Annotated in this window: 11 protein-coding genes; 6 read left to right on the forward strand and 5 right to left on the reverse strand. The window is 60.7% G+C overall.

The genetic code is table 11. From position 1 onward, the window contains the following. Positions 1-123 precede the first annotated feature (123 nt). Genes glmU through ACN0VH_RS04710 form a run of 3 tightly spaced genes read left to right on the forward strand, consistent with a single transcriptional unit; the run spans position 124 to position 4083 of the window. A complete protein-coding gene (glmU, locus tag ACN0VH_RS04700; RefSeq protein ID WP_417699687.1) occupies positions 124-1479 on the forward strand; it encodes a bifunctional UDP-N-acetylglucosamine diphosphorylase/glucosamine-1-phosphate N-acetyltransferase GlmU in 1356 nt (451 codons plus the stop codon). Then, positions 1479-3302, forward strand: coding sequence for a glutamine--fructose-6-phosphate transaminase (isomerizing) (gene glmS, locus ACN0VH_RS04705; protein ID WP_417699688.1), 1824 nt, complete (start codon positions 1479-1481; stop codon positions 3300-3302). The genes glmU and glmS overlap by 1 nt, the downstream gene beginning before the upstream one ends. A 4-nt stretch (positions 3303-3306) precedes the next feature. Continuing rightward, on the forward strand, positions 3307-4083 hold the full coding sequence (locus tag ACN0VH_RS04710) for a DNA alkylation repair protein (RefSeq protein ID WP_278920985.1): 777 nt from the start codon (positions 3307-3309) through the stop codon (positions 4081-4083). Positions 4084-4153: 70 nt separating this feature from the next. Here ACN0VH_RS04710 and ACN0VH_RS04715 read toward each other — a convergent pair whose 3' ends face one another. Next, positions 4154-4642: a hypothetical protein gene (locus tag ACN0VH_RS04715; protein ID WP_417699690.1), complete on the reverse strand. Its 489-nt coding sequence runs from the start codon at positions 4640-4642 to the stop codon at positions 4154-4156. A gap of 91 nt (positions 4643-4733) precedes the next feature. On the opposite strand from ACN0VH_RS04715, the gene moaA reads away from it, so the two are divergent. The 3 genes from moaA to ACN0VH_RS04730 are packed head-to-tail and all read left to right on the forward strand — an operon-like array spanning position 4734 to position 8119. Beyond that, entirely contained in the window at positions 4734-5744 is a 1011-nt protein-coding gene (gene moaA / locus ACN0VH_RS04720; protein WP_278920987.1) for a GTP 3',8-cyclase MoaA, read from the forward strand. 9 nt (positions 5745-5753) lie between these two features. After that, positions 5754-7079 (forward strand): 3-deoxy-D-manno-octulosonic acid transferase, encoded by a 1326-nt coding sequence (locus ACN0VH_RS04725; protein WP_417699692.1) that lies wholly within the window; start codon positions 5754-5756, stop codon positions 7077-7079. Beyond that, on the forward strand, positions 7076-8119 hold the full coding sequence (locus ACN0VH_RS04730) for a glycosyltransferase family 4 protein (protein ID WP_417699693.1): 1044 nt from the start codon (positions 7076-7078) through the stop codon (positions 8117-8119). The genes ACN0VH_RS04725 and ACN0VH_RS04730 overlap by 4 nt, the downstream gene beginning before the upstream one ends. Positions 8120-8255: 136 nt before the next feature. Here the strand turns inward: ACN0VH_RS04730 and ACN0VH_RS04735 are convergent, their stop codons facing one another. The 4 genes from ACN0VH_RS04735 to ACN0VH_RS04750 form a co-directional block, all read right to left on the reverse strand. Continuing rightward, positions 8256-9419: a M20 aminoacylase family protein gene (locus ACN0VH_RS04735; RefSeq protein WP_278920990.1), complete on the reverse strand. Its 1164-nt coding sequence runs from the start codon at positions 9417-9419 to the stop codon at positions 8256-8258. Between the two features lie 87 nt (positions 9420-9506). Then, complete coding sequence (locus ACN0VH_RS04740; protein WP_278920991.1) at positions 9507-10676, reverse strand: M20 aminoacylase family protein; 1170 nt, start codon at positions 10674-10676, stop codon at positions 9507-9509. 24 nt (positions 10677-10700) lie between these two features. Then, the gene (locus tag ACN0VH_RS04745; RefSeq protein ID WP_417699695.1) at positions 10701-11867 is read right to left on the reverse strand and encodes a M20 aminoacylase family protein; all 1167 of its coding nucleotides are present in this window, start codon (positions 11865-11867) and stop codon (positions 10701-10703) included. A gap of 53 nt (positions 11868-11920) precedes the next feature. After that, positions 11921-12391 carry a MarR family winged helix-turn-helix transcriptional regulator gene (locus ACN0VH_RS04750; protein ID WP_278920993.1) on the reverse strand — a complete coding sequence of 157 codons (471 nt, stop codon included), beginning with the start codon at positions 12389-12391 and terminating at the stop codon, positions 11921-11923. Between the last annotated feature and the right edge of the window lie 17 nt (positions 12392-12408).

The following is a 12408-nucleotide window of genomic DNA, read 5'->3' on the forward strand; positions in this document are numbered from 1 at the left end:
CCCACTCGGCGTCTTTTTGCTGCCCTTTATTGCAAGTCGCAACCATCTTTGATGGCTCTTTGGCTTGCACCCTTGCTGTTAGCCGATAGAACGGGGGCAATAAAGTCAAAGAGAAAACTGATTATGAGCATAGCCCTTGTCGTGCTTGCCGCTGGCAAAGGCACACGCATGAATTCGGATATCCCCAAGGTTCTGCACCCCATTGCCCAGGCGTCAATGCTAGAACACGCGCTTGCTGCAGGCCGCGTCCTGGATCCAGAACGGGTGATCGTTGTCGCCGGTCACGGGGCCGAGGCGGTGCAGGCCGCCGTTGCCGAGATTGACGAAACCGCCGAAGTGGTCTTGCAAGAAGAACAGCTTGGCACGGCCCATGCGGTAGATCAGGCCCGTGCCGCCCTGACGGGGTTCAGCGGTGATGTGGTGGTGCTGTATGGCGATACGCCCTTTGTCAGCGCTGAAACCCTGGAACGCATGATTGCCGCCCGCGCCAGTGCCGATCTGGTGGTGCTGGGCTTTCAGGCCGCGGATCCCGCCCGCTATGGCCGGTTGGTGATGCAGGGCGACAGCCTGGAACGCATTGTCGAATACAAAGACGCCTCTGAGACAGAGCGGGCCATCAGCTTTTGCAATTCCGGCCTGATAGCCTGCGATGCGGCGCTGATGTTTGATCTGATTGCCGAGATCGGCAATGACAATGCTTCGGGCGAATATTACCTAACAGATCTGGTCGAGGGCGCGCGCAAATCGGGCCGCAGCGTCACCGCTGTTGCCTGTGACGAAAGCGAAACCCTTGGCGTGAATTCACGCAGTGATCTGGCCGCAGCGGATGCGGTATTTCAGGCGAAAGCACGGGCAGAGCTGATGGATCTGGGCGTCACCCTGATGGCACCGGAGACCGTCTATCTGGCCTTTGATACCGTCATTGGCCGCGACACGGTGATCGAACCCAATGTGGTCTTTGGCCCCGGTGTCACGATCGAAAGCAGCGCGCTGATCCGTGCCTTTTCCCATCTGGAAGGCTGCCATGTCAGCCGCGGTGCCAAGGTCGGCCCCTATGCCCGCCTGCGCCCCGGTGCGGAACTGGCCGAAGACACCCATATCGGCAACTTTGTCGAAATCAAGAACGCCGAAATCGCCGAAGGTGCCAAGGTCAACCACCTGAGCTATATCGGCGATGCCTCGATCGGCAAGGCCACCAACATTGGTGCCGGCACCATCACCTGCAACTATGACGGGGTGATGAAACACCGTACCAAGATTGGCGCGCGCAGCTTCATCGGTTCCAACACCTTGCTGGTGGCCCCCGTGACCCTGGGGCATGAAACCATGACGGCCTCGGGCACCGTGGTCACAAAGGATGTAGAAGACGGCGCGCTGGCCATTTCCCGCACGCGGCAAGAAAACAAGCCTGGCTACGCCGAGAAGCTGATGGACATGCTGCGCGCCAAAAAGACCCGTCTGAAAAAAGGATCCGAATAATGTGTGGCATCGTAGGCGTCCTTGGAAAACATGAAGCGGCACCCATTCTGGTAGAGGCGCTCAAGCGGCTGGAATATCGCGGCTATGACAGTGCCGGCATTGCAACCGTCAACAACGGCGCCCTGGCGCGGCGGCGGGCCCTGGGGAAACTGGTCAACCTAAGCGACCTGCTGGTGCATGAACCGCTGCCCGGAAAATCCGGTATCGGCCATACCCGCTGGGCCACCCATGGGGCGCCTTCGGTCGGCAATGCCCACCCGCATCGTGCTGGCGCGGTTGCTGTTGTGCACAATGGCATCATCGAAAACTACCGCGATTTGCGCACTGAACTGGCCAGCTGCGGTATCGAGTTTCAGACCGAAACCGACACCGAAACCGTTGCCCTGCTGACCCAGCACCACCTGGCCCAGGGGCTGTCTCCCATCGCGGCTGCCAATAAAACCCTGGACCGGCTAGAGGGGGCCTTTGCCCTGGCCTTTCTGTTCGAAGGCGAAGACGATCTGATGATTGCCGCGCGCAAAGGCTCTCCGCTGGCGGTGGGGCATGGCGATGGCGAAATGTTCGTCGGCAGCGATGCCATCGCGCTGGCACCGCTAACCCATCGTGTCACCTATCTGGAAGAAGGCGACCGGGTCTACCTGACCCGCACCAGCCTGGAAATCCGCGATGCCCAGGGTGCGCTGGCCAATCGGGCGATGAAGATCATCCAGATCGATGTGGCGCAGGTCGACAAGGCCGGCCACAAACACTTCATGGCGAAAGAGATCGCCGAACAGCCCACGGTTATCGCAGAGGCCATCCGCCACTATCTGCCCGTCGGCGAAGATGCGGTGCATCTGCCAGGTGATGGCATTGATTTCTCAAAGATCGAGCGGCTGACCCTGGTCGCCTGCGGCACTGCCTTCTATGCCTGCCTGACCGCCAAATACTGGTTTGAACAGATCGCGCGTATTCCGGTGGAAGTCGATATCGCCTCTGAATTCCGCTACCGCGAACCACCGATCCCGGGCAAGACCGCAGCGCTGTTTGTTTCCCAATCCGGCGAAACCGCTGATACCTTGGCGGCACTACGCTACTGTGCGGGCAAGGCGGATAAGATCCTATCGGTGGTCAATGTGCCGGAAAGTTCGATCGCGCGCGAAAGCGATCTGGCCCTGCCCATCCACGCAGGCGTTGAAATTGGCGTAGCCTCGACCAAGGCCTTTACCTGCCAACTCAGCGTATTGTTGATGTTGGCGCTCAAGGCCGCAACGGATCGCGGTGAAATCTCGGCTGAGGATCTGCAGGCGCATATCTCGGCCCTGCGCGGGCTGCCAAATGTACTGGCCGCCGGGCTGGAGCAAAACGACACCATACGCCAGGCAGCGCAAAAGCTGAGCGAAGCCCGCGACGTGCTGTTTCTGGGCCGTGGGATGATGTTCCCACTGGCGCTGGAGGGCGCTTTGAAACTAAAAGAAATCAGCTACATACACGCCGAAGCCTATGCATCTGGAGAATTGAAGCACGGCCCCATTGCCCTGATCGACAAACAGATGCCGGTGGTGGTACTGGCCCCACGGGACGCTCTTTTTGATAAATCCGTTTCCAACATGCAAGAGGTCATGGCGCGCAAGGGCAAGGTGCTGTTGATCTCGGATGCGGCGGGCCTTAAGGAAGGGGGAGACGGCACCTGGCAAACCATCCAGATGCCACAGGTTCACGACAGCCTGGCCCCTATTCTCTATGCGCTGCCGGCACAGATGCTGGCCTATCACACTGCGGTTGCCAAAGGCACCGATGTAGATCAGCCGCGCAATCTCGCAAAATCCGTCACGGTGGAGTAACCTGATGATCCTTGAAGATGCCCTGGCCGAATTGAACGCCGCAAATGAACCCGGCCGCGCTGAACAAATGGTCAGCTACCACAAGCAAAAGCGCATCGTTCTGGGCGTCCCCAACACCGCGATCAACGATATCACCAAGGCCTGGCGCCAGGCGCTGACCCTGCCAGAGCGTGTCACCCTGGCGGATGAGCTGTGGAAAAGTGACGTCTTTGAGGCCCGCCTGGCCGCAGCCAAGCTGCTGACCCAGGCCCGCATCAAAGACGATGCCGCGATTTGGGATCTGCTGCAAAGCTGGCTGCCGGATTTTGACAGCTGGGCGATTGCCGATCACGCCGCGATGGCCATGCAGAAACGGCTGACCGCCGACCCAACGCGCCTGGATGATGTCGAAGCCTGGACAACCAGCGACAATATGTGGACCCGGCGCGCCGCGCTTGTGGCCTGCCTGCCCTGGGCCAAGCTGAACAACCTCAAACCCGAAGATCAGGCACGGCGCGACCGCATCCTGGGCTGGGCCGCCTCCTATGTGCCCGATCGCAACTGGTTCCTGCAAAAGGCCATCGCCTGGTGGGTCCGCGACCTGAGCAAACATGACGCCGCCGCCAGCCGGGAATTTCTGATGGCCAATGGCGCAGCGATGAAGCCCTTTGCCCGCAAGGAAGCGGCGAAATACCTGAAAGAACCAATCATCTATCCCAACCTCCCCCAACCCGAGCCCGCACAGGATCAGGTGGATCAGGACGCGCCAGATCAGGCGGTAGCTGACAAAGCAGATAGCTAAAGCCCAGGCGACCAATACCTAAGTTAGCCCCGCCTTGGGGCGTGCCTGCAGGCCGGTCTTCGCCAGAAGGTCAGCCTGCGGGTAATACCTGGACCTCAACCAGCTCGCTCAAGGGGGCGCCAAGGGCGCGCATGGCACCTATCGACAGGCGTCCACCGCCGGAACTGCCCGCCGCAGCGGGTTTCAGCGTGACCATCACCTCTTTGCCATTGGCACTGCGCAGACGCGCGGCCTGGGGCCTGGTCACAAGGTCAGTCTGCATCCACATGCCGGGGATCGCCGGATCCCCCAGCGAGGCCACCGTACTGGCGCGCCCCTGATAGGCATCCGCCGGGTCGGTTGAGGGCACAGCAACCAGGCTATCCGTCAGATCCCCCGACGCCAGGGCATCCTCGGTCGAAATTGCCGAGAGCGGCGCGCCAGAATCTGCAGTCGCCGTTTGGCCACTCCCCTGGGCGGTGTCGGGCCGCGGCCCACCAAGAATATCAGAGTTCCACTGCAAGGTATTGCAAGCAGTCAGCAAAACGGCGGGCGCAAAGGCAAGGATCAGCTTTTTCATAGCGCCAGCCTAGCCCTGGTACAGCGCCATGACCAGCACCAAAACAGAGTCTCTTCTTGCCCTGAGCAAGACTGCGCCTTAGCTATAGGGCATGAATGCACCATTGATTGATCCCTTCGCCCGCGCAATCACCTATCTGCGCGTCTCGGTCACTGACCGTTGTGATTTCCGCTGCGTCTATTGCATGTCGGAAAACATGACCTTTCTGCCCAAGAAAGAGCTGCTGACCCTGGAAGAACTGGATCGGCTCTGCTCTACCTTTGTCAAATTAGGTGTGCGAAAACTGCGCATCACTGGCGGAGAGCCCCTGGTGCGGCGAGGTATCATGACCTTCTTTCAGTCGATGTCGCGGCATCTGGACAGCGGTGCCCTGCAAGAACTGACCCTGACCACCAATGGATCGCAGCTGGAAAAATACGCCAAAGATCTGTTTGCCGCCGGGGTGCGCCGGGTGAATATCTCGCTTGATACCCTGGACGAAGAAAAATTCGCCCGCGTCACCCGTTGGGGCCGCCTGCCCCAAGTGCTGCGCGGCATTGATGCGGCACAAAAGGCGGGGCTGCGGGTCAAGATCAACGCCGTCGCCCTAAAGGGTTTCAACGAGGCAGAGCTACCGGACATCACCCGCTGGTGCGCCAGCCGCGACATCGACCTGACCTGGATCGAGGTAATGCCCATGGGCGAAGACATCGGCGATGCCAATCGCATCGGCCAGTTCTGGTCCCTGAAAGAGCTGCGCGCGGAATACGAAAAGCACTATACCGTCAGTGATCTTGCGGAACGTTCTGGCGGGCCGGCGCGCTATGTGCGCCTGGAAGAAAGCGGCCAGAAGATCGGTTTTATTACCCCGCTCAGCCATAATTTCTGCGAAAGCTGCAACCGGGTGCGCATCACCTGCACCGGCGAGATCTATACCTGCCTCGGCCAGGAAGGGTCCGCTGATCTGCGCAGCCCGCTGCGGGCCAGCCCCGAAGGTTCTGACCTGCTGGAAAATGCTATTCGTGCCGCCATTGGCGACAAACCCAAAGGCCATGATTTTGACTATTCCCGGCAAGAAGTCGGCGGCACCATGTCCCGCCACATGAGCCATACCGGCGGGTAAGCGAAGCCCATGTCAAAACCTGAAAAAACAGCACCGCCAACGCTGCTGTTTCACAGTTATCGCGCCCTGACCGCGATGCTCTTGCCCTTTGCCTATCGCAAAGTTGCCGCAAAACTGGCTGCCGAAGGCATTCCCAGACTGCGCCAACGCGAGCGACTTGGCCGGGCCAGCCAACCCCGCCCTGCTCTTGCACCGGGTGCCGCGCTGATCTGGTTTCACGGGGCCTCGGTTGGCGAAAGCCAAGCGGCGCTGACGCTGATCAACCGCCTGCGCCCGCAGCTGCCCAAGGCACGATTTTTGCTGACCTCCGGCACGGCGACATCAGCGGTGATGGCAGCCAAACGTCTGCCCGAGGGCTGCCAGCACCAGTTTGCGCCGCTGGACAGCGGCAGGGCGGTACGGCGGTTTCTGGACCATTGGCGCCCCGACGCCGGGATCTTTGTCGAAAGTGAACTGTGGCCGGTTACCCTGGCAAGCGCCAAGGCGCGTGGTACCCGGCTGGCGCTGGTCAATGCCCGCCTTTCTGCACGCTCGGTTGCCAGCTGGCGCAAAAAGCTGCCAACGGCGCGTTTCATTCTTGGGCTGTTTGATCTGCTGCTGGCGCAGAACCCGGCGGTGGCGCAGGATCTGGTCTCGCTTGGCGGCAATGCTGACCGGGTATTTCCCAGTGGCAACCTCAAAGCCGCTGCTGCTGCGCTGCCGCAAGACACCGCCCTTGTGGCCGAAATGCGCGCCGCGCTATCCGGACGCCCGGTCTGGATTGCCAGTTCAACCCACAAAGGCGAAGAAGAGATCATCCTGGCCGCCCATCGCGCCCTGCTGCGCGATCACCCCGATCTCTGCCTACTTCTGGCACCGCGTCATCCGGCCCGCGCCGCCGAGGTCCGCGACAAGATCACCAAGGCTGGCCTGACCTTTGCGCAACGCAGCAGCGCTGCCCCCCTGGCCCGTGAAACGCAGGTCTATCTGGCCGACACATTGGGAGAGCTGGGCAGTTGGTACGCGTTAAGCGAGATTGTCTTTCTTGGCGGATCATTGCTGCCGATTGGCGGCCATAATCCCTTTGAGGTGGCCCAGGCCAAAGCGGCGGTGCTGACCGGTCCGGGCTATAGCAATTTCAGCGAAACCTTTCCGCCGCTGATCGCCGCGGGCGGCGCAGTCGAGGTGGCGGATGCCGACAGTTTGGCCGCAGCGGTGGATCACTGGCTTACCCAGCCAGAGGTGCTGCACGCCGCCCGCGACGCCGCAGGCGACTATCTTGCGGCGCAATCGGGCCAACTGGATCAGGTGGTCACCCGGCTGATCACCGGCCTCAACCTAGGAGACCCGGCGTGAATGAGCTTTATGTCACCAACTTCAACAAGAACTTCACCGGGGTCTCGGCCACTGCCGCCAATGTTCTGCGCCAGCAGATGGCGCTGCATGAGGTGCGGCTGATCGGACGTGCGCTGCCCGCCTGCCCGGCGCCGATGTCGCTGCAGACCGCGCGCCGCCTGGCGGCAAAGCCACCGCAGGACTACCCCTTTTCCATCTGGCATGTACGTCGCAACACTGAAATGCGCGCCGCGATCTGGAGCCGCGATGTTCTGCGGCTGCCAATCCGCATTGTCTTTACCTCGGCTGCACAGCGCCGCCATTCGGCGCTGCCGCGCTGGCTGATTTCGCGCATGGATGCGGTGGTCGCCACCACTGAAAAGGCAGCAGATTTTGTGCCCCATGTGCGCGCCGTGGTGCCGCACGGGGTCGATACCAATCTCTACTGCCCCGCCGAAAATCGCGCCACTGCCTGGCGGGCGCTTGGCTATGGTGGCGCGTTGGGGCTGGCCAGTATTGGCAGGATCCGGCCGGAAAAAGGCACCGATCTCTTTGTCGAAGCGATGCTGAAGCTGCTGCCCGACCTCCCCGGCGCAACCGCCTTGGTGCTGGGCCGCGCGGCCCCCGAACATCAACGGTTTTTGCAGGGGCTTCAGGCGCGTATCAAGACCGCAGGCTTGAGCGATCGTATCCTGTTCCCCGGCGAGGTGGTCCCGCAGGACCTGCCGCAGATCATGCGCGCCCTGTCACTTGTGGTGCAGCTACCGCGCTATGAGGGCTACGGCATGGTGCCGCTGGAAGGCATGGCCAGTGGTGTGCCCTTCATTGCTTCGCAAGCGGGCTATTACAGCGCCTTTTCCGCCCAGGGAACCACCGGCAAGATTGTCCCGCTAGAGGACGCCGCAGCCGCAGCCGCAGCCGCCCTGGCGCTGTTGTCAAACCCAGACCGCCATCAGGCCATGTGCGCCCGCGCCCGTGACGTTGCCATCAACAGCTTCAGCGCCACCCGCGAAGCCGAAGGCATTGAAGCAGTTTACCAAGAACTATGGAGCAAGGGCTAAGCCCTGCAAGATAAGATGGCGCGCCGATGGCGGCGGTCGTCAGACAACGGCCCAGCAGACAAAGAGGCGGGCCAGACAGACAAAAGGCCCGGCAATCGCCAGGCCTTTTGCACAGGTGTTTGGGTTGGCTGCCGGATCAGGCCGCAGGCATGCGCTGTTCGACAATTTCCGCCCACCAGCTGCAGCCGGCCGGGATTGCCTCGTCGTTGAAGTTATATTCCGGATGGTGCACATCAGCGCTGTCGCCATTGCCAACCAGGATATAGGCGCCGGGGCGCTCTTCCAGCATGAAGGCAAAGTCTTCGCCGCCCATCACCAGCGGTGCCTCATCGCAGCCACCGGAAATACCGCTAGCCACCTTGGCCGCGAATTCGGTCTGCTCTTCGTGGTTCACCATCACCGGATAGCCGCGGTGATAGGTCACCTCTGCGCTGCCACCAAAAGTCGCCGCCACGCCGGCGCAGATTTCCTGGACCCGCTTTTCGGCGAGATCGCGCATCTCTGTCGACATGGTGCGCACGGTGCCTTTGATCTGAACCCGCTGTGGAATCACGTTGAACGCCTTGGAAGAGGTTTCAAACGAAGTCACCGACACAACAACCCGGTCCACCGGATCCGCATTGCGCGATGCGATGGTCTGCAATGCCAGAACCGCCTGCGCAGACATCACGGTGGTATCGATGGTTTCATGCGGTTTTGCCGCATGGCCACCGCGCCCTTCAAAGGTGATGTCAAACTGGTCGGTGGCGGCAAAAAAGGCACCGGGACGGATTGCAAAGCTGCCAATCGGTTTCCCAGGCCAGTTGTGCATGCCGTAGACTTCCTGAATGCCCCAGCGTTCCATCATGCCATCGTCGCACATTTCTTTACCGCCGCCGCCGCCTTCTTCGGCGGGTTGAAAGATCAGAACCACGGTGCCGTCAAAATTACGGGTCTCGGAGAGGTATTTCGCAGCGCCCAACAGCATGGCGGTATGGCCGTCATGGCCGCAGGCATGCATCGCATCGGGGGTCTTGGAGGCATAGTCCAGCCCGGTTGCTTCGTGGATGGGCAGCGCGTCCATATCGGCGCGCAGGCCAATGACCTTGCCCGCGGTATCGGTCTTGCCCTTGATCACGCCAACAACCCCGGTGCGGCCAATGCCGGTGGTGATTTCATCACAGCCGAATTCCTTGAGCTTGTCTGCGACCAGCGCCGAGGTCCGGTGGGTTTCAAACAGGATTTCAGGGTTTTCGTGAATGTCACGACGCCATTCGGTGATTTCTTTTTGCAATTCGGCAAAGCGGTTCTTGACCGGCATGGAAGCTCTCCTTTGGAAGTAACACCCCCGGCACCTTGTCCGAGGGAGGCTATTGAATGGTGGTCTCTGTCGGGCGCAGATTGCCTGTCAGGCGACAGGCATGCGTTGTTCGATAATTTCGGCAAACCAGCTGATACCGGCTGGGATCGCCGCATCGTTGAAATCATACTCCGGATGGTGCAGCCCGGCAGAGGGTCCGTTGCCCAGCCGGATCATCGCACCGGGGCGTTCCTGCAGCATAAAGGAAAAATCCTCTCCGCCCATGGCCAATGGCACCTCTTCACAGGCGCCCACCCCCGAAACCGTTTCTGCCGCCACCCGGGCCAGATCTGCTGCCGCCGCATCATTGATCGTGACCGGCACGCCAAGGTGAAAGGACAGCTCCGCCGATCCGCCAAAGCTCTGGGCGATGCCGTCAACGATCGCCTGCAGCCGCTCTGGGATCAGGGCGCGCACCTGCGGGGAATGGGTGCGGATGGTGCCGCGCACCTCGGCCCGATCCGGGATCACGTTAAATGCCTTGGAAGAGGTTTCAGCCGAGGTCACCGACAGCACCCCCTGCAAGACCGGGTCGACATTGCGCGACATCACCGTTTGCAACGCGCAGATGATATGCGCCATCATCACCGTGGTATCGACGGTTTCATTTGGTTTGGCGGCATGGCCACCGCGCCCCTGCAGCTGCAGCGTGAATTCATCCACCGAGGCCAGGATCGGGCCGGGACGAATGGCAAATTTGCCCAGCTCCAGCCCCGGCGCATTGTGAATGGCATAGACTTCATCAATGCCAAAGCGATCCATCAGGCCGTCCTTGCACATGGCTTCGGCGCCATTGCCGCCCTCTTCGGCGGGCTGAAAGATCACCACGGCGGTGCCATCAAAATTGCGGGTTTCGGCCAGATATTTTGCCGCACCCAACAGCATGGCGGTATGGCCGTCATGGCCGCAGGCATGCATCGCATTGGGGATTTTAGAGGCATGGTCCAGCCCGGTTTGTTCCTGCATCGGCAGCGCATCCATATCGGCGCGCAGCCCAATGGCGCGCCCCTGGGAATTGCTGCGCCCCTTGATCACGGCAACAACCCCGGTCCGGCCAATCCCGGTCACCACCTCATCACAGCCAAAGCTGTGCAGCTTTTCAGCCACCAGGGCGCTGGTGCGATGGGTTTCATACAGGATTTCAGGATTTTCATGGATATCGCGACGCCAGGCGGCCACCTCGTCGTGCAGATCGGCAATTCGGTTCTTAACGGGCATCGCGCCTGTCCTTCCCTGTTGAGGTTACGCAGCAGGCATACGTCGTTCGACCAGTTCGGCAAACCAGCTGCAGCCCAGCGGAATTGCCTCGTCGTCAAAGATGTAGGCCGGGTGGTGGCACATCGGCGTATCGCCATTGCCGAGGAAGATATAGGCGCCGGGGCGCTCTTCCAGCATGTAGGAAAAATCCTCTGACGGCATGATCGGCGATGTATTCTCATCGACAGCGACCCCGACCGCCTGCGCCGCCTCGATGGCATGGCCCGTCTCGGTCTCGGTGTTGAATGTCACCGGATAGCCTGGTGACCAGGTCACCTCGGCACTGGCGCCAAAGGCCTCGGCTGTGCTTGTCGCCACCCGGCGCACCCAGTCTTCCGCCTGGGCGCGGTATTCGGTATCCAGCGTGCGCACCGTGCCCTGCAATTTGGCCGTATGGGCAATCACATTAGACGCGGTACTGTCGGTTTCAAAGGTGCCCACCGTCAGCACCACCCGTTTGACCGGGTTGACGTTGCGCGACACGATAGAGTGGAGCGAGACCACAATCTGCGCGGCCACAAGGGTGGTGTCGATGGAATCATGCGGCGCAGCGGCATGCCCCCCCTTGCCGGTGACAGTGATCTCAAATTCGTCCGAAGAGGCCAGCAAAGCTCCGGAACGAATGGCAAATTCGCCAACTGGCTTGCCCGGCATATTGTGCAAGCCATAGACTTCCTGAATGCCCCAACGCTCCATCAGGCCATCCTGGCACATGGCCAGCGCACCTGCGCCTCCCTCTTCGGCGGGCTGGAAAATCAGAACGACCTTGCCGTCAAAATTGCGGGTCTCGGCCAGGTATTTCGCTGCCCCCAGCAGGATTGCCGTATGCCCATCATGGCCACATGCATGCATCACCCCCGGCGTCTTGGACGCATAATCCACCCCCGAAGCCTCGTGAATTGGCAGGGCGTCCATATCGGCGCGCAGGCCAATCACCCGACCCGAGGTATTGGTCTTGCCCTCGATCACCGCCACAACACCCGTCTTGCCAATGCCGGGCGTCACATCGGTGACACCAAAACCGTGCAAACGCTCCTGAACAAAAGCCGCTGTTTTGTGCAGCTCATACATCAGTTCGGGATTTTCATGCAGGTGGCGCCGCCAGCCGGTCACCTCTTGCTGCATTTCGGCAAATCTATTCTTGATGGGCACGGGCTCAACTCCTCTCACTTGAGATGATTGGTACGAAAATAAAAAACGCTTGTCTACGGGTCTTGCTGGTCCCGCCCCTGCGCCGACAGAAAGACAACGAGCTTTTCATGCAGAAGAGAAATATCATCTGCTTGCAACCCGCCGGTCACCTCTGCGCGCACCTGTGTCAGGCGGGATTTGACCGTCCGAATGTAGTCCTGGCCAGCCTGCGTCAGCGTCAGGCGCACGGTGCGCCGATCCCCGTCACAGCGCGCCCGCTGGACCAGCCCGTGATCCTCCAGCTTGTCAACATAGCGCCCCAGGGTGGCGTCATTGATGGCCAGGATCGTCCCATAGGCGTTCTGCACCAGTCCCGGCTTGCGAAGAATCATCCCCAAAACGCTGAGATGCCCTGCAGATAGCCCGGTTTCCTTGCCGATCAGCTCTACGTGCTGGGCAATCATCCGCCCGGCTATTTGTATCAGCACGGCAAAATCAACGTCTTGATAGACCTCTTGCAAGAGGTCGCTTTCGGTATTTTGCATAGCTACCTTTCACGGGT

The sequence above is a fragment of the Pseudophaeobacter sp. genome (assembly GCF_048267565.1).
Taxonomy (GTDB): domain Bacteria; phylum Pseudomonadota; class Alphaproteobacteria; order Rhodobacterales; family Rhodobacteraceae; genus Pseudophaeobacter; species Pseudophaeobacter profundi.